The 21,312-nt window shown below is 72.2% G+C and carries 19 protein-coding genes and 1 tRNA gene; 9 read left to right on the top strand and 11 right to left on the bottom strand.

Going from position 1 to position 21,312, the window contains the following annotated elements; genetic code table 11:
* Positions 1-8: 8 nt before the first annotated feature.
* Both JQX11_RS17155 and JQX11_RS17150 read right to left on the bottom strand, forming a co-directional pair.
* Positions 9-809, bottom strand: a complete 801-nt coding sequence (locus JQX11_RS17155) for a hypothetical protein (protein WP_204925938.1) — start codon at positions 807-809, stop codon at positions 9-11.
* Between the two features lie 95 nt (positions 810-904).
* A complete protein-coding gene (locus JQX11_RS17150; RefSeq protein WP_204925937.1) occupies positions 905-1,879 on the bottom strand; it encodes a DGQHR domain-containing protein in 975 nt (324 codons plus the stop codon).
* A 465-nt stretch (positions 1,880-2,344) separates the two neighbouring features.
* On the opposite strand from JQX11_RS17150, the gene JQX11_RS17145 reads away from it, so the two are divergent.
* The 5 genes from JQX11_RS17145 to JQX11_RS17125 all read left to right on the top strand — a co-directional run bounded on the left by JQX11_RS17145 (position 2,345) and on the right by JQX11_RS17125 (position 6,610).
* Positions 2,345-2,420, top strand: a tRNA-Arg gene (locus JQX11_RS17145).
* A gap of 623 nt (positions 2,421-3,043) precedes the next feature.
* The gene (locus tag JQX11_RS17140; RefSeq protein WP_204925936.1) at positions 3,044-3,769 is read left to right on the top strand and encodes an ABC transporter ATP-binding protein; all 726 of its coding nucleotides are present in this window, start codon (positions 3,044-3,046) and stop codon (positions 3,767-3,769) included.
* Entirely contained in the window at positions 3,766-4,536 is a 771-nt protein-coding gene (locus JQX11_RS17135) for an ABC transporter permease subunit (RefSeq protein ID WP_204925935.1), read from the top strand. Before JQX11_RS17140 ends, JQX11_RS17135 begins: the two co-directional genes overlap by 4 nt.
* Positions 4,529-5,950 (top strand): sensor histidine kinase, encoded by a 1,422-nt coding sequence (locus tag JQX11_RS17130; RefSeq protein WP_232377972.1) that lies wholly within the window; start codon positions 4,529-4,531, stop codon positions 5,948-5,950. The genes JQX11_RS17135 and JQX11_RS17130 overlap by 8 nt, the downstream gene beginning before the upstream one ends.
* 15 nt (positions 5,951-5,965) lie before the next feature.
* On the top strand, positions 5,966-6,610 hold the full coding sequence (locus tag JQX11_RS17125; protein ID WP_204925934.1) for a response regulator transcription factor: 645 nt from the start codon (positions 5,966-5,968) through the stop codon (positions 6,608-6,610).
* A 106-nt stretch (positions 6,611-6,716) separates the two neighbouring features.
* Here JQX11_RS17125 and JQX11_RS17120 read toward each other — a convergent pair whose 3' ends face one another.
* The gene (locus JQX11_RS17120) at positions 6,717-8,024 is read right to left on the bottom strand and encodes an alpha/beta hydrolase family protein (protein WP_204925933.1); all 1,308 of its coding nucleotides are present in this window, start codon (positions 8,022-8,024) and stop codon (positions 6,717-6,719) included.
* 169 nt (positions 8,025-8,193) lie between these two features.
* On the opposite strand from JQX11_RS17120, the gene JQX11_RS17115 reads away from it, so the two are divergent.
* Together JQX11_RS17115 and JQX11_RS17110 are read left to right on the top strand one after the other, a co-directional pair.
* On the top strand, positions 8,194-9,048 hold the full coding sequence (locus JQX11_RS17115) for a helix-turn-helix domain-containing protein (protein WP_204925932.1): 855 nt from the start codon (positions 8,194-8,196) through the stop codon (positions 9,046-9,048).
* Between the two features lie 179 nt (positions 9,049-9,227).
* Entirely contained in the window at positions 9,228-10,172 is a 945-nt protein-coding gene (locus JQX11_RS17110; protein WP_204925931.1) for an NADP-dependent oxidoreductase, read from the top strand.
* A 253-nt stretch (positions 10,173-10,425) separates the two neighbouring features.
* On the opposite strand, the gene JQX11_RS17105 is transcribed toward JQX11_RS17110, so the two are convergent.
* The 3 genes from JQX11_RS17105 to JQX11_RS17095 all read right to left on the bottom strand — a co-directional run bounded on the left by JQX11_RS17105 (position 10,426) and on the right by JQX11_RS17095 (position 13,863).
* Positions 10,426-11,772 carry a glycoside hydrolase family 6 protein gene (locus tag JQX11_RS17105; RefSeq protein ID WP_307826221.1) on the bottom strand — a complete coding sequence of 449 codons (1,347 nt, stop codon included), beginning with the start codon at positions 11,770-11,772 and terminating at the stop codon, positions 10,426-10,428.
* A gap of 332 nt (positions 11,773-12,104) precedes the next feature.
* Complete coding sequence (locus JQX11_RS17100) at positions 12,105-13,343, bottom strand: hypothetical protein (RefSeq protein WP_204925929.1); 1,239 nt, start codon at positions 13,341-13,343, stop codon at positions 12,105-12,107.
* Positions 13,330-13,863 (bottom strand): SigE family RNA polymerase sigma factor, encoded by a 534-nt coding sequence (locus tag JQX11_RS17095; protein ID WP_204925928.1) that lies wholly within the window; start codon positions 13,861-13,863, stop codon positions 13,330-13,332. The genes JQX11_RS17100 and JQX11_RS17095 overlap by 14 nt, the downstream gene beginning before the upstream one ends.
* Before the next feature lie 192 nt (positions 13,864-14,055).
* Between JQX11_RS17095 and JQX11_RS17090 the strand changes: the two genes are divergently transcribed.
* Together JQX11_RS17090 and JQX11_RS17085 are read left to right on the top strand one after the other, a co-directional pair.
* A complete protein-coding gene (locus JQX11_RS17090; protein WP_204925927.1) occupies positions 14,056-15,345 on the top strand; it encodes a sensor histidine kinase in 1,290 nt (429 codons plus the stop codon).
* Positions 15,333-15,998: a response regulator transcription factor gene (locus JQX11_RS17085; protein WP_204925926.1), complete on the top strand. Its 666-nt coding sequence runs from the start codon at positions 15,333-15,335 to the stop codon at positions 15,996-15,998. Before JQX11_RS17090 ends, JQX11_RS17085 begins: the two co-directional genes overlap by 13 nt.
* Positions 15,999-16,023: 25 nt before the next feature.
* Here JQX11_RS17085 and JQX11_RS17080 read toward each other — a convergent pair whose 3' ends face one another.
* Genes JQX11_RS17080 through JQX11_RS17060 form a run of 5 tightly spaced genes read right to left on the bottom strand, consistent with a single transcriptional unit; the run spans position 16,024 to position 21,259 of the window.
* Positions 16,024-16,725 carry an ABC transporter ATP-binding protein gene (locus JQX11_RS17080; protein WP_204925925.1) on the bottom strand — a complete coding sequence of 234 codons (702 nt, stop codon included), beginning with the start codon at positions 16,723-16,725 and terminating at the stop codon, positions 16,024-16,026.
* Complete coding sequence (locus JQX11_RS17075) at positions 16,722-17,729, bottom strand: ABC transporter ATP-binding protein (RefSeq protein ID WP_307826220.1); 1,008 nt, start codon at positions 17,727-17,729, stop codon at positions 16,722-16,724. The genes JQX11_RS17080 and JQX11_RS17075 overlap by 4 nt, the downstream gene beginning before the upstream one ends.
* Positions 17,726-18,625: an ABC transporter permease gene (locus JQX11_RS17070; protein WP_204925924.1), complete on the bottom strand. Its 900-nt coding sequence runs from the start codon at positions 18,623-18,625 to the stop codon at positions 17,726-17,728. Before JQX11_RS17070 ends, JQX11_RS17075 begins: the two co-directional genes overlap by 4 nt.
* Positions 18,618-19,631, bottom strand: a complete 1,014-nt coding sequence (locus tag JQX11_RS17065; protein WP_307826219.1) for an ABC transporter permease — start codon at positions 19,629-19,631, stop codon at positions 18,618-18,620. The genes JQX11_RS17070 and JQX11_RS17065 overlap by 8 nt, the downstream gene beginning before the upstream one ends.
* The gene (locus JQX11_RS17060; RefSeq protein WP_307826218.1) at positions 19,628-21,259 is read right to left on the bottom strand and encodes an ABC transporter substrate-binding protein; all 1,632 of its coding nucleotides are present in this window, start codon (positions 21,257-21,259) and stop codon (positions 19,628-19,630) included. The genes JQX11_RS17065 and JQX11_RS17060 overlap by 4 nt, the downstream gene beginning before the upstream one ends.
* Between the last annotated feature and the right edge of the window lie 53 nt (positions 21,260-21,312).

Here is a 21,312-nt window from a genome sequence, read left to right as displayed (position 1 = left end):
CCGCGATTTCACGCACGTTCATGCATCACCAACCAGCTGTGACTTGGGAGAATTGCTTCTCTTTCACGAATCTGGCGACTATCAATTCTACCGCCGCGTACCCGATATTCTTCGCGCAGCTGCGCGGAGAGGATGGCAAGGCTCATGGTTACGATTTCGAACCGCCGTTCAGTTCTGACTTGCTCAGAACGAGCAAGTTCATCTTCGACCTGAGATTCATTGTCGAGTTTGAACAGCAACGACGGCCAATTCGGCATCCTGAAAGGCGAGGAGGTCAGGTCGTAGTTTATCTCATTCCGGGCATCGCTAAGCCATCTAGGTCGAGATATCTCCTTCTTGAGGGTCTCTAGGACTAGAATTGCGCGCGGGTTAGATTCAATGCCGACTAGATCGTCTAGCAGATCAACGATCTCCCGCCATGTGGCGCGATGCGAGCTGCCACCAACTGAGGAAAGCCTCACGGCTACGCGGCCTGCGTACACGTTGGATGCCTTGGCGGAAATGGCGTATACGCCTTGAAAGGGCAAGCCCCGGACGCCAGTAAATCGCACCGCCCCGCTGCCGCAGCGCAATAGGAGGGACTGGGCAGCGTAGAACGAGGCATAGTAAGTCGTCACGGCGGTCCAGTGAGGATCGGCGCCGTTTGCGACTCCATCCAAGGCGGAAGCTAGCTGCCGGCTAAAGCGATCGGCAGCCATCTCGGCATGCGTGAAGGTCGCGAGCTGAACTGACTCGGCCGGAAAGTCGTTTTCCCAGACACCCTGACCCACACTCCGCCAGCCCGTGACATCCGTCGCGGCCAGCTGCACCAGGCTAAACGGATGGCTGAGTGAGTTTGGCTGATTTCCCGTGGCTGCTAGCGCTCGAACTCCTAATTCAGCGAGCGCGATAGTCCGGTCTAGCACTAGAGCATGTTTGAGGTGAGCCGGGGCGCTTCTGTCAGCTTCGCCCGCATGTCAGAGACAAGCTTAGTCTTACTTGGACGGTTCCCGCCGCCGTAAGAGTCGAAATCCAGGTCGGCTAGAGGGCTCAAAGTCTTGGCGATCTGAGCGTCTTTGAGGCTCTTGTGGTTGCGAAGTGTTGCATCGACGACCTCGTTAAAGAGCTCAAAGAAGGCTTGCAGCACGGTCGCCCGTGTTAGCGAAGATGTCTGGGCCCCACTTTGGCGCAAAATCCTATCCGCCGCTCGCAAATAGTTGACAACCAACTTTCCGCGATCTTCATCGTTGTCGGTTTGCGCAAGGATTCCAGCTTCCATTGGTCGCTTGAGGGCAACGTTGAACGTAACCCTACTCACAGTTCCCGGCTTGGTCGAAGCGGGCGAGAGTAACCCATACAGCGGGCTTCCTTCTGCGCTGCCTACATAGTCGAAGAGGCGTCGAAGCAATTCTTCGAGAGAAGTCTCGACGCCCGCAAGCTGCTTAATGTCCAGAAGTAGTGCGGGAGGAACACCCTTTTGTTTGGTGTTGATGTCGATGAAGAGACGAACTTCAGCTTCGCGCGTGAGGCCCGAATAAATGGCTACGGCTAGCGGATAGTCGTGCTCCGTGTAAGACATGCTATAAAGGCGATGCTGCCCGTCTAGCACCAGAAAGGCGTGCTCGCCGGCATCCCATTCAATGGCGCTCCGCGAAAATCTAAGATTTGCCTCAGGTTGCGCCGAGAGCACGACATTCGTAGGAATTGAGGAACGCTCGTCGTCAAGGTAGCGGGAAATCTCGCGGGCTCGCGACGGAGCCAACGCCCGATTGAACCCACGTTCGCCGTCCTCAGCGCGTCGTGACACAAAGCTCGACTTAAGGAGCTCTTGTCCATCGATGACTGCTACGTAGTAAGTGTAACCGTTGTACGCAACTTCGAACGCCTTAGCCCGTGGCATATGACCGCTGTCTCCCGTCGAGCGTGCCTACATACTCAAGTGTAGTGGAGCCCTGTCGATCGTCGCCGCAGCTGGGCCTGCAGCTCTGCGTGGCGTGCACAGCCATCATGAGCACTCTCATCGGCTTACGGAGGCTTGGCGACCGTCATGGTCAGAATCGCGGCGGGCCCAAGTGACCCAGGGTCAGCGCTCCCGGTCTCCGGTGGCGGCGCCGACTGTGGGCATGCGGACGGAACGTCGTTGATCTTAGATGATGTGCGTGGTGTGTGCTCTCCAGCGGATGCCACCCGGGGTGAACCGGTGCCAACGCGGGTCACCGCGGCCGACCGCCGGTCGCAAGCCGGGGTTCGTGTGCTCGAGCTGTGGTCCTGGGCTGGGAGAACGGCGGTCCGGGGAACGCGGGTGAACGTGGGCCACTCCCTGCCACCCCAGGTGAACCCGCAGGTCGCTAGACTGGGCCCTCGCGCCCTCGTAGCTCAGGGGATAGAGCATCGGTTTCCTAAACCGTGTGTCGCAGGTTCGAATCCTGCCGGGGGCACCAGGCCACAGCCTTGATCATCGATAGCTGTTCCGCCTTCCGGCGCTTGCGTGGGCGATCGCCTCGCCACCATCTCCCGACTCGTGTCCAGGTGCTGAGCGACCGCAGGGTCCCGGCCGTCGACGGCACGGGCGTAGTGATGGGTCGTCACACTGGCGTCGGCGTGGCCGAGCCCACGAGCCGCCACTGGGACGCCACGCGAGTCCACGATCCAGCTCGTGCCGGGCGGCACGGCGCGAGCGCTTCACCGAGCGCAGACCGGCGTAGGCCAGCAGCACCAGCGTCCGATCCGGAACCTCGCACGCGGCCGGTCAGCCGGAACGCGTGGTTGTAGACCGGGCGGGAGTACCGGTCGAAGAGCCGACCGAATGCCCACTCGTCACCGGCGGCGATCGAGGACCACAGTTCCTCGTCCGACGGCCGTACCTGATGCCTCACAGCACACTATGGCCGTCCACGCCGACTGTGTTGCATCGCGGCGGCGGACTGCGGATCCGGATGTGTCGTCGGGAGCGACGTCCGAGCGGCTGCCGCCGTGGGATACGGGTCGCTGGGGGAAAACCACCAGGCCGGGCCGGGTGGTTGCCGGCTTCTGACCGCCGAGCGGGTTACCTACCGTCGATCTCGTGATCGAGCTACGGGAGTTGACCAAGCGATACGGGGGCCGGGTCGCCGTGAACGGGCTGACCGTCCGGGTCCAGCCGGGCGTGGTGACCGGGTTCCTCGGCCCGAACGGGTCCGGCAAGTCGACGACGATGCGGATGATCCTCGGGCTGGATGCTCCGGACCGTGGGGAGGCGCTGATCGGCGGGGTGCCGTACGCGAACCTGACGTGGCCGTTGCGGTCGGTCGGCGCACTCCTCGACGCCGGGGCGTTCCATCCTGGCCGCAGCGGCTACGCGCACCTGGCCGCGCTCGCCGCCAGCAACGACATCCGGCGTTCGCGGGTCGACCAGGTGTTGCGCCTCGTGGGTCTGTCGGACGCGGCGAAGCGGCGCACCGGCACCTACTCGCTCGGCATGCGCCAGCGGCTCGGCGTCGCGGTGGCGCTGCTGGGCGACCCGGGGGTCCTGCTGCTCGACGAGCCGGTCAACGGGCTGGACCCGGAGGGCATCCGTTGGATCCGGAGCCTGCTGCGCGCCCTGGCCGCCGAGGGCCGGACGGTGTTCGTGTCCAGTCACCTGATCGCCGAGATGGCGCTGACCGCGGACCGGCTGGTGGTCATCGGCCGGGGCGAACTGCTGGCGGAGACCACCGTCGCCGAACTCGCCGGCCGCCACGACACGCTGGAGGACGCGTTCTTCCGGCTCACCTCGCAGTCCACCGACTACCGCGGCACGGAGGTGTCATGAACGGCTACGGATTCCGGCAGGTGGCCCGGATGGAGTGGATCAAGCTGAGCAGCGTCCGGTCGACGTGGTGGCTGACGGTCGCGACGGTGCTGTCGATGGCGGCGACCGGGGTGGGGGTGGGCCTCGGCTACCGGTCCCACACGCCGGTCGCCACCACCGCCCAGATCCTGAACAACAGTCTCAGCGGCGCCATCCTGGCCCAACTGTTCCTGGGTGTGCTCGGCGTCCTGCTGGTGACCGGCGAGTACGGCACCGGGCAGATCCGGTCGACGTTCGCCGCCGTGCCGCGGCGTCGGACCGTCCTGGCGGCGAAGGCCGCCGTATGTGGTGGCGCGGCTCTCGCCGTGGGCATGACCGGGACGGCCGCCGGCTACCTGGGCGGGCAGCTCGCGATCCGTGGTACCGCCATCCCGACCGCTTCCCTCGGGGATCCGGCGGTCCTGCGGGCGGTCCTGCTGACCGGCGGCTATCTGGCCGCCACCGCGCTGATCGGGGTGGGTGTCGGGGCGTTGGTACGGCACTCGGGGGCCGCGATCGGGACGTTGTTCGCTCTGATGTTCGTCCCCACGATCGTGGTCGGGCTGTTCGGCGAGCACGGCGTCGTCGTCGGACGCTTCATGCCACCGCTGATGCTGCTCAACTCGGTGGCGGTGCTCTCGCCCGGGTTCGGGCTGTTCACCGGGTGGGTCAGCGTGCTGCTGATGTGCGGGTACGCGGCGGTGGCGATCGGGTGTGGTGGCGTCCTGCTCCGCTCCCGGGATGCGTGACCCACGGGCCGACGACAGCAGGGCCGGCCACGACCGGGCCGGTCGCAACGGAGCAGGCAGCAGCGCGGTCATCGGCCAGAATGGGCCGATGACCGCGCTGCGCGCACCGTTCAGCGGACCGGTCCTGAGTCAGGCCGTGTTCTGCCTGGTCGGGGTGCTCAGCGCGGTCGCGGTCCTGGCCGTACCGATGCTCGTGCCCGCCGTGGGTGCCCTCGTCCTGTGGGCCACCGGGGCCATGTCCCGTGAGCCCGCCCCCACCGTCGCGCCGCTGTTCCTGGTGCTGTTCCCGCTCACCGTCGCGCTGCTGGTCGTGCTGGCCGCCCCGGCCGGGCGCGCGACGGGAGCGGTGCACCGCCGGCTCGCGTCCCGGCTGCTCGGCGTACCCGTGCAGGCTCCGCCACCCCGGCCGTCGCGGCGGCCCGGTGCACTGGTCACCGACGGACCGGGCTGGCGGGCCTGCGGGTACGCCCTGCTCAAGCTGCCGCTTGCCGTTCCGCAGGGCTACGGCCTGTTCTGTTACGTGGTCGGGCCGGTCAACCTCAGCTACCCGCTGTGGTGGCCGCTGTTCCGCAACCATCCGCCCGGCACCCGCCTCGGGCCGGTGTGGGCGCTGACCCCGTTCGGCCCCATGGGGGCGCGGACGATCGCCGGCGCGTTCCTCATCGCGGCGGCCGGTCTCGCCATGCTCCTGGTGGCACCGACGCTGCTACGGATCGGTACCACCGCGGACCTGGCCGCGATGCGGTGGCTGCTCGGCCCGCGTCGGCTCGCCGAACGGGTGCGGCAGCTCCAGGTCAGCCGGGCCCAGGCCATCGACGACGCGGCCACGATGATGCGCCGGCTGGAACGGGACCTGCACGACGGCGCGCAGATCCGGCTGGCGACGCTGGCCATGAACCTCGGCATGGCCACCGAGAAGCTCGGTGTCGACGGCCCGCCGCCCGACCTCGTGCAGGCCCGCGAGCTGGTCGCCCTCGCCCACCGTGGCGCGAAGGACGCCCTCGCCGACCTGCGCGATCTGGTACGCGGCATCCACCCGCCGGCGCTCGACAACGGCCTCGGCGACGCGTTGGCGACCCTCGCCTCCAGCAGCGCGCTCCCGGTCACGGTGACGGTCGAACTGCCCGACCGGCCGGCGCCGGCGATCGAGACGATCGTCTACTTCTGCGCGGCCGAACTGCTCGCCAACGCGGCGAAGCACAGCCACGCGACCCGGGTCCGGCTCGGTGTCGTCGGCACCGGTCGGAGTCTGACGCTCGGGGTCACCGACGACGGCACCGGCGGCGCGGACCCGGACGGCCCCGGCCTGACCGGGCTGGCCCGCCGCATCACCGTCGTGGACGGCCGGATGCGGGTGCACAGCCCGGCCGGCGGGCCCACCCGGGTCGAGATCGAGCTACCCACACAGGTGTGAAACGGAGGCGACGGCATGCGGGTGGTGATCGCGGAGGACGCCGCGATGATGCGCGAGGGGTTGGTCCGGCTGCTCACCGACCGTGGCTTCGAGGTGTGCGCGGCGGTGGCCGACGCGGACTCGTTACGGTCGGCCGTCGCCGACGCCCTGCCGGACGTCGCCGTGGTCGACATCCGGATGCCGCCGACACACACCGACGAGGGGCTGCGCGCCGCGATCGACATCCGCCGCGACCATCCCGGGGTCGGGGTGCTGGTGTTCTCCCAGTACGTCGAGACCCGCTACGCGACCCGCCTGCTCACCGACCGGCCCAGCGGGGTCGGCTACCTGCTCAAGGACCGGGTCGCCGACGTCGCCGACTTCGTGGCGGCGCTGACCCGGGTGGCGGCCGGCGGCACGGCGCTCGATCCGGAGGTGGTCGGTCACCTGATGCGGGCCGGGCGGGACGTGGCGGGGCTGGCGTCGCTGACCCCCCGCGAGCGTGCGGTGCTCTCGGCGATGGCCGAGGGCCGGTCCAACGCCGGTGTCGCGGCGGCGCTCGCCATCACCCCCGGGGTGGTGGAGAAACACGTGGCGAACATCTTCGCGAAGCTCGGGCTGCCGGCCTCGGACGGCGACAACCGCCGGGTGCTGGCCGTCCTGCGTCACCTCGGCGGCTGACCCTGCCGGTCCGACGCCGGCCGGCGTGCGTGCCCGTCGGCCGGCGACCGACACGAACGCCGGCCGGCAACTGACACGGCTGCCGGCCGGCGGGGTGGATCGCGGGTCAGGGGATGAAGGTGACGCCGGGCAGTCGTGGCGACGGACCGTCCAGCAGGTGCCCGTCCCGGTCGCGCAGCCACCTGTCGAAGAAGGCGGTGACCAGAGTTTCCTGGGTGCGGATGGCGCGGGCCGGGTCGATGGTGCCGATGGTCCCGGTGACGAAGCTGTCGGGCAGGCCGAGTTGCCTGGCGATCTGCGGGAGCAGCGGTACGACGTCCTTGTAGGCGTCCTCGCTGGGCGCGCCGTCGAGCCGCAGGTCGACCCGCCAGCCGGTGCTGTTGTCCCACAGCATCCGCCAGGACGGCGTCTGCCGGTGGTCGGTGCCGGCGTCACCGACGAGCATGAACGGCCGGTCCAGGCCGGTGCGGGTCACCGGCCACAACCGGAGGGCGTCCGGGACGATGGGTGACTCGATGCTGCCGTCCATGTCGATCGCGGCCCTGATCCGGGGGTCCCCGCTCATCACCTGCAGAGCGGTGATCCCGCCCGCCGAGACGCCGAACATGCCGGTCCGGCGCAGGTCCAGGCCGCCCGCCACGCCCCGGGGCAACGGCCGGCCCTCCGCGTCCGGGTTGCCGCCCCGGTGCAGGGCCGCCAGCTGGTCGAGTACGAAGCGGGTGTCCGCGACCCGGGTGTCGAACACGCGGGCCGCGAGTCGCTGGAAGTCGTCGGGCTGCTGCGCCTGCTCGAAGAGCTGCGGCAACACGGTGGTGAGGACCCGGCCGTCGGGGAACTCCACCTCGGACGTCTCGTAGGTGTGGTCGATGGTCACCACCACGTACCCCCGGCTGGCCAGGTCCTGCACCAGGGTGGTGTTCCAGGTCCGTGGGTCGCCGGCCCCGGGGGAGTACAACACCACGGGGAACGGTCGCCCGTGCCGCGCCATCGGCGCACCCCGGTGACCGCTGGTCCGGGTGGCGGCGAAGTCCACCGCGCCGGCCGGTATGTCGTACAGGCTGACCCCGACCCCGTCGGCGCTGCCGAAGTGGGCCGCCGCGCCGGGCAGCATGTGGGGTGCCCGGGGGAAGCGGGCCACGTCGGTGGCCGGGTACCAGAGGCTGACCATCAGCTCGCGGGAGGCCGGGGTGGTCGCCCACGGGTCGGTGCGGGAGCGGTCGACCAGGTGCAGGTCGACCGTACCCACCGGATAGGGCCCGGTCGGCGTCGGCAGTCTCAGCCGGGCCGGCCCGTCGCCTCCCTGCAGGGTCGACGGCGCGACGGTGCCGAAGGCGAAGGTGGGTGCCGCGTTCGCCAGGGTCAGACAGCCGGCGACCAACGCGGCGAACAGGGCTGTGCGGATTCCTCGTGCCATGAGCGGGCTCCTCGGGAAACCGGGGCTGCGCCTGCGGCCGCCCTCGGTCGTTCCCACGCTAGGAGCGCGACGGGGCCGCTAGAAGGCGGCTTCCACCCGCACCCGTCCCGGGGATAACCCCCTGGACCACCCGCGACCTGCGGTCCGACCGGCGGGGCACACTGGGGCCGTGGATCGTCACGAGTTCGGCGTCGCGGTGCGCCAGTTGCGGGAGAGCACGACGCCGGCGACGGTCGGGCTGCCGGTCGGTCGGCGGCGGGTGCAGGGGTTGCGGCGGGAGGAACTCGGCGACCTGGCGGGCATGTCGGCGGACTACGTACGCCGGCTGGAGCAGGGGCGCAGCCACCCGTCGGCCGGGGTGGTACAGGCCATCGCCCGTGCCCTGCGCGTCGGGCGGGCGGAGTACGAGCGGCTCTGCGCGCTGGCCGGGTACGCCGCCGCAGACGGGCGGGTGCCGAACGAAATCGGTCCGGGCGCGATGCGGCTGCTGGAACGGTTCACCGACACCCCGATGTTCGTCTCCGACGCGGCGATGAACCTGGTCGCCGTGAACAACGCGTTCCTGGCCCTGGGGCACTGGGACCTCACCGGGGACCCGTGGGAGTGGAACGTCGCCTGGCGTACGTTCTGCGACCCGTTCCGGGGTTTCCGGCAGTCGGCGGCAGAGGCGACCGATCACGAGGCGGTCCTCGTCGCCCGCCTGCGTAGCGCGGTGTTGCGCTACCCGGCCGACGCCTCCCTCGCCGCGTTGGTGGACGAGATGCGTAGCCGCAGCGGCCTGTTCGACACCCTGTGGCGCACGCCGCGACCGGTGGTCGCCTACGAGAGCAGCGCCGCGTTCGTTCATCCGGACGGTGGCGTCGTCACGCTCGTCGGGAGCCTGCTCACCATCCCGGGCGACGATCTGTCGGCCCTGATGCTCACCGCGGCACCGCGTTCGGTCGATGCGGCGCGCCTCGCCGAGATCGTCGACGACGCCGGTGGGCCGGGCATCGTCAGGGTGGGCCAACCTGGCCCAGGCTGACCGCGCCGGTTCCTGCCAGATTGGGTGACGCATCCAGCGACCGCAGCTCCGGCGGCTGCCTCCGGGCGACCCTGGTGACAGCGGACCGGATGCCCTGGCGACGTCAAGCGATGCCGCACCCGTGTTCCGCCGAACGTTCGAAACGCGTCGGCGGCGTCCACCCGAAGGTAGGTCCAGCAATGAAGGCAGTGCGTTTCCACGAGTTCGGTGGTCCCGAGGTGCTGCGTTACGAGGACGTGGAGCAGCCGACCCCCGGCGTCGGCCAGGTCCGTGTCCGCGTCGCCGCGACGTCGTTCAACGGGGTCGACGGCAACATCCGGGCGGGCTACATGCAGGGCCCGATCCCGGTCGAGCTGCCGCACACCCCCGGTCTCGACGTCGCCGGCACGGTCGACGCGGTCGGCGACGGTGTGGCCGACGTCGCGGTCGGCGACCGGGTCATCGGCTTCCTGCCGATGACGGGTACCGGTGCGGCGGCGGAGTACGTGATCGCCCCGGCGGAGATCCTGACGGGGGCACCCAGGAACATTCCGCTGGCCGACGCGGCGGCGCTTCCGCTGGTGGGCCTGACGGCGTGGCAGGCACTGTTCGACCACGGCAGGCTGACCGCCGGCCAGCGGGTGCTGGTCAACGGGGCCGGGGGTGCGGTCGGCGGCTACGCGGTGCAGTTGGCGAAGGAGGCCGGCGCCCGGGTGATCGCCACGGCCAGCCCCCGCAGCGCCGACCGGGTCCGGGCCGCCGGGGCCGACGAGGTGATCGACCACACCGGCACCGACGTGGTGGCCGCGGTGACCGAGCCGGTCGACCTGGTACTCAACCTCGCCCCGGTCGCCCCGGAGCGGCTCGCCGCGCTGGTCCCGCTGATCCGCGACGGCGGGGCCCTGGTCAACACCACCGTCTGGATGCCGGCCCCCTCCGACGAGGAGCGCGGCGTACGCGGCATCGACCTGTTCGTCCGCAGCGACGCCGACCAGCTCGCCGACCTGGCGGCGCGGGTCGGCACCGGCGAGTTGCGGGTCGAGGTCACCCGACGGGTGGCGCTGGCCGACCTGCCCGCGCTGCACGCCCAGGCCGGCGCGGGTGAGTTGTCCGGCAAGACCATCGTCCTCGCGCCTGCGGCCTGAGCTGCTCCCGGCAGGGTCGGTCAGGTCGTCGGCACCCGCGGTCGACGCCGCCCTCACCGGCGTCGACGCCCGGTAGCGACGCCCGGGGTGCCCGGGTGAGCTACCGACCGGCGGAGGCGTCGGACGGTGGTTCGGTGAAGTAGTCGCGGAGCATGGCGATCTGCCCGGCGCGGAGCCGGAGCGGGGGACGCCGAACGGCGACGGCCCGACGCGGCAGGGGTTCTCCGCGTCGGGCCGTCGCCGTCGGATGGGATCAGCTGGCCGCGCAGGTGGCTGTCGCACCGGGGCCGGTGCCGTTGCCCTGGAAGCCGAAGTTGGTCGACTGCCCGGCACCGACCTGCCCGTTGTAGCTCACGTTGGTGAACCGGACGGTCCCGCTGGTGCCGCTGGACTGCGCGCTCCAGGTGCTGGTGACGCTGGCACCGCCGGGCAGGTTGATGCTGACGTTCCAGCCGTTGAGGGCGGTGGCGCCGGCGGTGACCGTCACGCTCGCCGTGAAGCCACCGTTCCACTGGTTGACCACCACCGACGCGGTGCAGCCGTTGCCGGCCGGCGGCGGCGTGGTGGGGGGCGCCGTGGTGGGCGGCGGGGTCGTCGGCGGAGCCGTGGTGGGCGGCGGGGTGGTCGGCGGGGTCGTCACGGGCGGGTTGGGTGCGCCGTTGGCCAGGCTGAAGGCCAGGTCCGGCTGGAACGAGCCGGCGGTGTAGCGGCAACCGTCGGCCTCGCCCGGCGGCTTCACCCAGAGGTACGCGTCGATGTTGTTGTCGCCGGTGTTGGTCGTCGGATACTGCCCGATGCGGCGGTCGGTGTTGTCGTCGCCGCACCAGTCACCGCTGGCACCGCCGTTGCGGCTGGTGTCGATGACCTGGCGCTTGCCCGAGATGCCCATGCCGTTGAGGGCGTTGATGACGTTCCGGCCGAAGTTCGCCTCGCTGGAGGTGGGGTTGAAGTTCGACACGTTGGTGAAGAAGCCGTCGGCGTACTGCACGCCGGCCGCCCGCAGGCGGTTGGCCGTCTCGCTGGGGCTGTTCCAGGTGGAGTGACCGCCGTCGAGGTAGACCTTGGCGTTGGGGTTGGCCGCCTTGAGGGTCCGGGTGGCCGTCGAGATCGCCTGGTTACGGGCGTTGATCTCGTTGCTGTTCAGGCAGGTCAGCAGGGCGAGCGAGTCGGTCTCCAGGATGATGATGACCGTCTGGTTGCCCAGCCCACGGGCGAAGTTCGACACCCAGGTCTGGTACTGGTTGAGGTCCGGCGCGCCCCCGGCGCTGGCCCCGCCGCAGTCCCGGTTGGTGATCTCGTAGATGGAGAGCACCGGGATCTGCCGCGCGGAGTTGGCGGCGCCGACGAACGACGCGGCCTCGGACTGCGCGGTCGACGGGTTGAAGTTGGCGAACCACCGGGCCTGCGGCTGGCTGGCGATCTTGTCGCGGATGACGCCGACGCGCGAGTCGCCGGGGTTGGCGGCGACCCAGCGGACGACGGCAGTGGTCGGGTCGCGGTAGAGCGGTCCGGATATCGTCCCGGCGGAGGCGGTGCCACCGGCGAGGCAGACGCCGGCGGCGGTGACGCCCGCGACGGCCGCCACACTGAAGGCCGCCACCGATCTACGGCGGAGCGAGGAGAGGGTAGCCACGACGTGTTGCCTCCTGATCACATAGATGTTTCTACATGGGAGCGTTCCCACGACGGTAGCCGAGGTGCGCGCCGCTGCCAAGACATCCGGCCCGCTCATTAAGGGCATCGACCAACTTCACCGGACGGAAGGGTCGGGCGGCAGCGTACCGCCGGTGCGGTGGTCCGGCGGCGGGAACGGGAGGCGGCGGCACCCGGAAACGGCGACAGCGGCACCGCCGTCGTGCGCGGTGCCGCTGTCGCCGGGGCGGTCGGCCCCGACCCCTGCCGCGTGCCGATCCGCCGGAGTGGACGGTTCCGTTACGGCCGCAGGGCCTGCGCGGCCGGGGTCCAGGTCGACTCGTCCCTGACGTCGGCGACCCTGATCCCCTGGGCGATCTTCTTCAGCTCGGCCACCGGCAGCTTGTTGCCCAGGCCCATCCCGCTGACCTGGAGCACGACCGTGCCGTCGGCGTTCCAGATGTTGCAGAAGCCGCCGCCTGCGGCGTCGCCGCCCGGGACCGTCCGGTCCGAGCCGGGGTAGCACTTCGTCACGCCCGGCTCCGGGGACTGGTTCGAGCTACTGCCCGGCGTGACGAAGATGTGGAAGCCGTCCTTGATGCCGTTCTCGGTGGCGTCGTACGGCGCGGTCAGCCCCGAGGTGGGCGCGGCCGGCCGGGTGTACGTCGCGCCGCCGAAGTCACCGGCGCGGGCCGCGGCGATGCCGCTGAGGCCGGGCATGGCGTGCGTGCCCGACTGCAACGGGCGGTAGCCGGCCGGCACGTAGCCGACGGTGAACGGCACCGGGGCCGGCTTCGGCCGGCTGGGCTTCAGACCGCCGACCAGGCCGCCGAGGTCCTGGAAGCTGGGCGAGGACACGGAACTGGAGATCGACGTCACCGCCGCCCAGGCGTCGGGCGCGTACTCCCAGGCGAGCAGCTTGTTGCCCTCGTCGACCGGCTTGCTCGGGTCGAGGCCGACCGGCAGGGTCGCCTGCACGGCCTTGTGCCCGGCCACGGTGACCTTCCGGCCGTTCTTGACCCCGGCCGGGTCGAAGACACCCGGCCGGTAGACGGTCAGGTACGCCCACAGGCTGGGCTTGCCCCCGGTGGCCCGCTTCTTGCGCTCGATGGCGTCGCCACGCGCCTCGATCTCGTCGGCCGTGACCGGCTTGTCGTTCGAGATGTGGCCGTCGGAGTAGACCGAGGCGATCTGGTAACCGACCGACGCGACGATCGGGTCCTGCACGTGCAGCGGGCCCGCGTCGTACCCCTTGAAGGTGAAGGTGAACGGCGGGGCGTCGGCCCAGCGGGCCTCCGCGGGGCCGGCCGCCGCACCCACCGGGGGCGGCGCGGCGGTGGTGTCCCGCCCGGCGCCCAGGGTCGGCAGCGCGAACGCCCCGGCGACCGCGACCACGACCAGGCCGGCCGCGCCCGCCGAGGCGAACCCGGCCCGGCGACGCCGCTGCGCCCGCCGGCCCGCCGCGACGATGTCGTCGGCGGTACGGGTCATCGGTGGCTCCTGACCGGTCACCGCGTCCACGAATTCATGCAACTGCACTGGTCCACTCCTCGATCGAATTCCCGGTGAGATTGATGCGTTCGGCGGCGAGCGACTCGCGCAGCTTCGCCAGGCCACGGGAGACCTGGCTCTTGGCGGTGCCCACGGTGCAGTCGAGGACGCCGGCCGTGTCCTCCAGGCTCAGGCCCAGGTAGTGCCGGAGCACGACGGCGGCCCGCTGCCGGGCCGGTACGGCGTCGAGCGCGGCCCGCAGGCGCATCCGCTCGTCGGTCGCGTCGGCCGGGTCCCGCAGCGCGACGTCCGGCATGGCGTCACCGGACGACCGCTCCCGCCGCCACGGCCGCCGGGTCTCGTCGACCGCCGCCCGGTAGACCATGGTCTTGACGTAGAGATCGGGCCGCTCCAGCTTCCGCCAGCGGGGATAGAGCTTGACCAGGGCGTTGGCCACGGCGTCCTCAGCCGCGTGCCAGTCACCGCAGGTCATGTACGCCAGCTTGCGCAGCGACGCCATCTGGGACGTCACGAACTCGCGGAACGCCTGTTCGTCTTCGGCTCTCACGTCGACTGCCTCCTTGTGCCGGAGGTAGAACGGGACCACCGGCCCGGGGAGTTGCACGGCCCGGTCAAGTAGTTGCCGGATCACGCTGCGCAACGACGTCCGTCGACGTCCCGGCCGGGTAGGGCCAGGCATACCCGCAACGCTACGACCAGTGGGCTGGGCCGGGAGGCGTCGCCCTGACAGGGTTCGACCATGACCCCGGACGTACCCCTGCACCTGGCGGCGGCGCTGCGCCGACGCGACCACCTGCTCTCCCCGTGGCCGTGGCGGGCGCTGGCCTACCTCGCCACCACCCTGCCGGTCGCCGGCCCCCTGTCGATCGGGCTGCTCGTCGTCGGTGCGCCCCTGGTGGCCGTCCTCAACACGGTGCGGCAGGACCGCCCGGTCGAGCTGCCCATCGTCGTGTTCCTCACCGTCGTCGCCCTGCTGGTGCTCGCGTCGGCCCCGGTCGTCAGCATCGCGGTGGCCGCGGTCGAGCGGTGGCGGCTGCGCCTGGTCGACCCGCGACCGCTGCACCGACCCCGGTTCACGGGTCTGGTGGCCCGCTACACCAGCGCCGCGGCCTGGCGGGAGGTCGGCCACACCTTCCTGCTGGGCGGGCTCGTGCCGCTGGCGTACTGGCTGCTGTTCATGCTCGTGCTGCTCGACGGGACGTTGATCGTCAGCCCCTGGCTGGCCAGCGGCAACGACCCGGTCATCGTGGTCTGGACCACGATCGACACCCCCCGCCAGGCGATCCCGTACGCGGCCGTGGGCGTGCTGTGTGTCCCGGCGCTGGTGTACCTGGCCGTCCTGCTCGCCGCCGGCCAGGCGACGGCGGCCCGTTGGCTGCTCGACGGGTCCGCCGACACCACGGCGCTGCGGGAGGTCACCCGCTCCCGGGCCCGGCTGGTCGACGCGTACGAGGCCGAACGTCGCCGCATCGAGCGGGACGTGCACGACGGCGCGCAGCCCCGGCTGACCAGCCTCACCCTCCAGCTCGGCCTGGCCCGGCTGGACGTGCCCGACGACTCCCCCGCCGCCCGACCGTTGGCCGTCGCGCACGAGCAGGCCAAGGGGCTGATGGTCACTCTGCGGCAGATCGTGCAGGGCATCCGCCCGCAGCACCTCACCGAACTCGGCCTGGCCGGCGCCGTCCGGGAACTGTCCGGGGCGGCCACCATCCCGGTTTACGTCCACGCCGACCTCGGGCAGCCGCTGCCGGAGGTGGTCGAGACCACCGCCTACTTCGTGGTGTCCGAGTCCCTGGGCAACGTGGCCCGGCACGCCCACGCGGGCCGGGCCGAGGTGCGACTGACCCGGTCCGCCGGCGGTCTCGTCGTCGAGATCGAGGACGACGGGTGCGGCGACGCCGACCCGGCCCGGGGCAGCGGACTGACCGGGCTCGCCGACCGGGTCGCCGCCGTCGACGGCCGGTTGCTGCTGTCCAGCCCGCCCGGCGGGCCCACCCTGGTGCGGGTGGAGCTGCCGTGTCCCCGGTGACCCGGGTCGTGCTCGCCGAGGACGAGGTGCTGCTGCGGGAGGGCATGATCGGCCTGCTGACCCGGTTCGACTTCGCGGTGGTCGCCGCCGTCGGCTCCGCCCCGGAGCTGCTGGAGGCGGTCGACGCGCACGAACCGGACCTGGTGGTGACCGACATCCGGATGCCGCCGCAGCACCGCGACGACGGGCTGCGGGCCGCCGTCACCGCCCGCGCCGCCCGCCCGCACCTCGCGGTGGTGGTCCTCAGCCAGCACGTGCAGGCCGGGTACGCCGCGGCGCTGCTCGACAGCGGGGACCGCCGTCGGGTCGGATACCTGCTCAAGGACCGGGTCGCCGACGTCGCCGAGTTCGCCGCGACCCTGCGGCGGGTCACCGACGGCGGCACGGCCATCGACCCCGACGTGGTGCGGCATCTGCTGCACCGCCCCCGCGACCCGCTCGCCGCCCTGTCCTCCCGGGAGCGGGAGGTGTTGGTGCTGCTGGCCGAGGGGCACTCCAACGCGGCGATCGCGGCCCGGCTGCACGTCACCGAGGCGGCGATCGGCAAGCACGTCGGCAACATCCTGGCCAAGCTCGACCTGCCGCCCAGCGACGACACCAACCGCCGGGTGCTCGCCGTCCTCACCTACCTGCGGACCGGCCCCGCCCGGTAGGTGCTGCGGGGGTCGGGCGTCGCCGTCACCGGGTCACCGCCGGCACCGGCAGGTCCACCACCCGGGTCGCCCAGCGGGCCAGCAGCGCCGGATCGTGGGTGATCAAGAGCACGCCCGCGCGGTGCCGGCGCTGGTAGTCGGTGACGACGGCGGCGACGTGGGCCTGGGTGGAGGCGTCGAGCATGGCGGTGGCCTCGTCGCAGAGCAGGTGGTCGGGGCGGTGCACGAGGGCGCGGGCCAGGCAGGCGCGTTGCAACTGCCCGTCGCTGACCGCGTGCGGACGCCGGGTGAGCAGGTCGGGGGTGAGCCCGACCAGGTCGGCCAGCTCGGCCGTGCGGGCGGTCACCTGCCCGGCCGGCGTCCCGGTGGCACGCAGCGGTTCGGCGATCAGGTCGGCCAGGCTCAACCGGGGGTCGCTCGCGGCGCGGGGGCTCTGGAACAGGATCGCCACCCGGGTCCGTACGGCGGCGGGCAGCCGGTGCCGGACCCCGGCGACGGGTTCGCCGTCGAGGGTGATCCGGCCGCCGTCCGGGGCGTGCAGGAAGGCCAGCACCCGGGCGAGGGTGGACTTGCCGCTGCCGGAGGGGCCGCGCAGGCCGACCGTCTCACCGGGAGCGACGTGCAGGTCGACGCGGTCGAGGACGCGCTGCCGGCCGTAGTGGACGGTGACCTGGTGCGCGGCGAGCCCGGCGGACGGGCCGGGCGCGCTGGCGGCAGTGGTCGTCATGCCGGTGCTCCGGGGGTGAGCGGGTGGTGGCAGGCGACCTGCCCGCTGCCGTCGGCCGTCGGGCGGGGCGGGGTGCGGCAGGTGTCGGTGGCCCGGGGGCAGCGCGGGGCGAACGCGCAGCCCTCGGGCAGGTCGGTGAGCATCGGCGGGTGACCGGGCACTGGGGTGAACGCCCGCTCGGGCAGGGCGTCGAGCAGCCCGGCGGTGTACGGGTGGGCGGGCCTGTCGAACAGGTCCGGGGTGGGCCGGTGTTCGACGACGCGACTGGCGTACATGACGGCCACGGTGTCGGCGACCCGGCGGGCGGCGGCGAGGTCGTGGGTGATGAGCAGGACGGCGGCCCCGGCGTCGCAGCGGCGGCGCAGCAGGTCCAGGGTGTGCTCCACCAGCGGCCGGTCGAGGCCGCTGGTGGGTTCGTCGGCGAGCAGCAGCGACGGGTCGGGGGCCAGCGCCAGGGCGGTGGCCAGCCGCTGGGCCATCCCGCCGGACAGCTCGTGCGGGTACCTGTCGAGGTCGGCGGGGTGCAGGCCGACGTCGACGGCGGCCCGCCCGGCGGCGTCGGCGACGTCGGGGCGGGGGTGTCCGTGGGCGCGCAGGGTCTCCTCCAGCAGCCGCCGGCCGGTGCGCACCGGGGTGAGGGCGGTGGCCGGGCTCTGCGGGACGAGGCCGACGACCCGCCCCCGGACGTGCCGGGCGAGGTGCCGTTCGCCCGCCGCGACCAGGTCGACCGGGGTGCCGTCCGCCGGGTGCAGGTGGGCGTGCCCGGTGACGGTGGCGTTGCGGGGCAGCAGGCCGAGCAGGGCGTGCGCGAGGACGGACTTGCCGCAGCCCGACTCGCCGACCACGGCCAGCAGCTCGCCGGGGTGCAGGTCGAGGCGCAGGTCGGTGACGGCGTGCACGACGGCGTCGGGGAGCCGGAACCGGACGGTCAGCCCGTCGACGGTCAGCAGCGCCGGCCGGCGGTCGGCGGCGGTGGGCACGGTGCTGGGGGCGCTCGTGGTCACAGCTGCAACTCCGCCCGTACGCGGGGGTCGAGGCGGTCCCGCCAGCGGCCGGTGAGCACGGCCAGGGCGAGGGTGACGGCGACCAGGGCCAGCCCGGGGACGATGCTGGCCCACCACGCGCCGGTGAGCAGGGAACGCTGGCCGTCGTTGATCATGTTGCCGATGGAGGCGAGGTGCGGCGGCAGACCCAGGCCGAGGAAGGACAGCGCGGTCTCGTGCCAGACGGCGTGCGGCACCATCAGCGTGGTCGCCAGCGCGAGCCGGGGCAGCACGTGCGGCAGCAGGTGCCGGGTGAGCACCCGGGCCCGGCCCGCCCCGCCGGAGATCGCGGCGTCGACGAACGGCCGGGACCGCAGGCTGAGCAGTTCGGAGCGGACGATCCGGGCGGTGGACAGCCAGTGCGTCAACGCGACGGAGGCGACGACCGCGCCGAGGCTCGGCCGCAGCATCGCCACGATGAAGATGCCCAGCAGCAGGTGCGGCAGGGCGGCGACGGTGTCGACGACCCGCATCAGCACCCGGTCGACCCGCCCGCCGACGCTGCCGGCGACCGCGCCGACGAGACCACCGATGACGGTGGCGACCAGCGCGGCGACCACCCCGACGAGCAGCGAGACGCGCAGCCCGTAGAGGCTGCGCAGCGCCACGTCCCGACCCAGGTCGTCGGTGCCGGCCAGGTGCTCGGGCGAGGGCGCGAGCCGGGTCCGGGCGAGGTCGACCGCGCTCTGGTCCAGCGGCCACAGCAGGGGCGCGAGCAGGCAGGCGACGACCGCGACGACGAGCACGGCGGCGGCCACCCCCGCGCCGGGCCGACCGCCCCGCAGCAGGGGGGCCGGCCGGCGCGGCGGCAGGCGTCGGGCGGGCGGGGCGGCCGGCGGTGGGGCGAGGTCAGTCATCGAGGCGTACCCGGGGGTCGGCGGCGGCGTAGCCGAGGTCGGTGGCCAGGTTCGCGGCCAGCACCACGACGGTGGTGGCCAGGGTGGTGGCGGCCAGCAGCGGGAAGTCGGCGCCCAACGCCGCCTCGACGGTGACCGCACCGAGGCCCGGCAGCGAGAAGACGGTCTCCACCAGCACCGCGCCGCCGACGAGTTCGGGCAGGTGGGTGCCGACCAGGGTGAGGAAGGGCAGCAGCGCGGTCCGCAGCGCGTGGCCGAACAGGACGGTACGGCCGGGCAGCCCCCGGGCGCGGGCGGCCAGCACGTGGTCGTCGCGCAGGCTCTCGGCGACGGCGTCCCGGACGAACAGCACGAACCACGGGGCCTGGGAGATCGCCAGCACGGTCACCGGCAGCACCAGGTGCCGGGCCACGTCGGCCGGGTCGGTGCCGGTCGCGGTGATGTCGGTGAGCCCACCGGCGGGCAGCCAGCCCAGGGTGAGGGCGAACACGGCGATCGCGGCCAACCCGATCCAGAACACCGGCATCGACTGCACGGCGTACGCGACGGACCGCAGGGCGCGGTCGAAGACGCCACCGCGCCGGTACGCGGCCAGGGTGCCCAGCAGCACGCTGGCCACCAGGACGAGGGCGAGGGCCAGTCCGACGAGCAGCAGGGTCCAGCCGGCGCGGGCGGCCAGCACGGAGGTGACGGGTTCGTGGCGGCTGGTGGACCAGCCGAGGTCGCCGCGCAGCAGGTTGCCCACCCAGCGGGCGTACTGCACCGGCAGCGGGTCGTCGACGCCCCAGTTCGCGCGGAGCTGCGCGAGGTTCTCCTCGGTGGTGGTGAAGGCCGCCGCGCCCGCGTACTGCTGCGCCGGGTCGATCGGGGAGGCCGCGCCGAGGGCGAACATGCCCATGCTGGTCGCGGCGAGCACCGGTACGGCGACCAGCAGCCGGCGGCGGATCATGACCCCGGCCCCGGCCAGCCGCCGACGGCGCACCGGCGGTGGGGCTGGCGTCGTCACGACGTCTTCTCCCAGGTGTGCACGTTCCACCAGAGGCTGTTGGCGACGTCGTGCTCGTGCGGCTCGACCCGGGGCGTCACCCCGGTCACGGTGTCGCGCACCACGTAGGTGTGTTGCAGGTAGGTGAGGAACACCCACGGCACGTCGGCGGCGAGCTGCTTCTGGAAGGTGGCGTACGCGGCCCGTCGGGCGGCCGGGTCGGTGGTGTCCCGGCCGGCCTGCAGGGCGGCGTCGACGGTGGCGGACCGGTAGGAGCCGGGGTTGAAGAAGCCCTGCCCGGCGAAGGCGGAACCGAACAGCTTGAACGAGACGAAATCCGGGTCGTACGGGGTGCCGTACCCCATGACCAGCGCGTCGGTCCTCATCCGGGGGGTGATCGCGTCCCAGGTGAGACCCTGCGGGGTGACCGCGACACCGATCTTCCTGGCGTCGGCGGTGAACGCCAGGGCCAGTTCCTTGCGCAGGCTGTCGGTGGCCGGGTACATCAGGGTGAACGCGGCCTGCCGCCCGTCCCTGGCGCGGATGCCGTCCGGGCCGGGCGTCCAGCCGGCGGCGTCGAGGATCGCGGCGGCGGCGGCCCGGTCGGCGGTGGGCCGCCCGGTGACCGACGGCTCGGCGAACTCGGAGGTGGGCGGCACCGGGCCGAACGCCGGCTCCCCCGCCCCGCCGAGCACCCCGCTCACCATGGCCTGCCGGTCCACCGCCGCGTGCAACGCCCGGCGGACCGCCGGGTCGCCCAGGACGGGGTTGCCCATGGGCAGCATCACGCCCCGGTAGTCGGCGGTGGGGACCTTGCGCACCTGCTGACCGGCCTGGCCGTCGAATCCGGTCGCCAGCTTCGGCGGCAGCTCGGCCGCGTCGAACTCGCCGGCCCGCATCCGCTGCGCGCGGACGTTGTCGTCGGCGACGAACGCCACCACCACGCCCGGGTTCGCCGGTTTGCCACCCCAGTACCGCTCGTTCGCCGCCAGCACCAGCCGGTCCCCCGGCGTCCACGACGTCATCCGGTACGGGCCGGTGCCGATCGGCCTGCGGTTGAACTCCGCCTTGTTGACGTCCTGCCCCTCGAACGCCTTCGCCGGCACGATGCCCAGCGCCAGCCGCTGCACGAACGGCGCGTACGGGTGTTTCAGGGTGAACACCACGGTGGTGGGGTCGGGGGCGGTGACGGAGGCGAGCATGTCGAGGTCCGAGCGGAGCGTCGAGTCGACCTTCGGGTCCAGCACCGCCTGGTAGGTGAAGACGACGTCGCCGGCGGTGAGCGGGCTGCCGTCGTGGAACAGCACCCCGTCGCGCAGGGTCGCGGTGACCGTCCGGCCGTCCGCCGAGACCGTCGGCATTTCCCGGGCCAGGGCCGGCACGAGCTGGTTGCGGGCGTCCCGGGCGACCAGCCCGTCGAAGATCAGCGACGCGCCGTCGGGGCCGTAGTTGAGCACCGGGTTGAGGGTGTCGGGCTCACCCGCCGTGGCCACCACGACGGGGCCGTTCCCGGTGCGGCCGGTCGACGACGGCGTCGGGGACGCGCAGCCGGCGACGACGAGCAGGACGATGCCGAGCAACGCCGGCAGGCGTACGGACCGGGACGTGACGTGCTCCGGGGAGATTCCGTCCGTGCGTTCGGGCCCCACCGGCAGCTCCCTCGGGTCGTGGATCGACACAGGGGCGGGCACTCGGGCCAGAT

The organism is Micromonospora humida (genome assembly GCF_016901255.1).
GTDB lineage: Bacteria > Actinomycetota > Actinomycetes > Mycobacteriales > Micromonosporaceae > Micromonospora > Micromonospora wenchangensis.
The sequence above is the reverse complement of the archived record's forward strand: the minus strand, read 5'-3'. Positions and strand labels throughout refer to the sequence as shown.

Coding starts and splice junctions, on each gene's coding strand:
- JQX11_RS17150 (WP_204925937.1), bottom strand. CDS start 1,879: ATGCCACGGGCTAAGGCGTTCGAAGTTGCGTACAACGGTTACACTTAC.
- JQX11_RS17135 (WP_204925935.1), top strand. CDS start 3,766: ATGAACGGCTACGGATTCCGGCAGGTGGCCCGGATGGAGTGGATCAAG.
- JQX11_RS17130 (WP_232377972.1), top strand. CDS start 4,529: ATGCGTGACCCACGGGCCGACGACAGCAGGGCCGGCCACGACCGGGCC.
- JQX11_RS17125 (WP_204925934.1), top strand. CDS start 5,966: ATGCGGGTGGTGATCGCGGAGGACGCCGCGATGATGCGCGAGGGGTTG.
- JQX11_RS17120 (WP_204925933.1), bottom strand. CDS start 8,024: ATGGCACGAGGAATCCGCACAGCCCTGTTCGCCGCGTTGGTCGCCGGC.
- JQX11_RS17110 (WP_204925931.1), top strand. CDS start 9,228: ATGAAGGCAGTGCGTTTCCACGAGTTCGGTGGTCCCGAGGTGCTGCGT.
- JQX11_RS17090 (WP_204925927.1), top strand. CDS start 14,056: ATGACCCCGGACGTACCCCTGCACCTGGCGGCGGCGCTGCGCCGACGC.
- JQX11_RS17080 (WP_204925925.1), bottom strand. CDS start 16,725: ATGACGACCACTGCCGCCAGCGCGCCCGGCCCGTCCGCCGGGCTCGCC.
- JQX11_RS17070 (WP_204925924.1), bottom strand. CDS start 18,625: ATGACTGACCTCGCCCCACCGCCGGCCGCCCCGCCCGCCCGACGCCTG.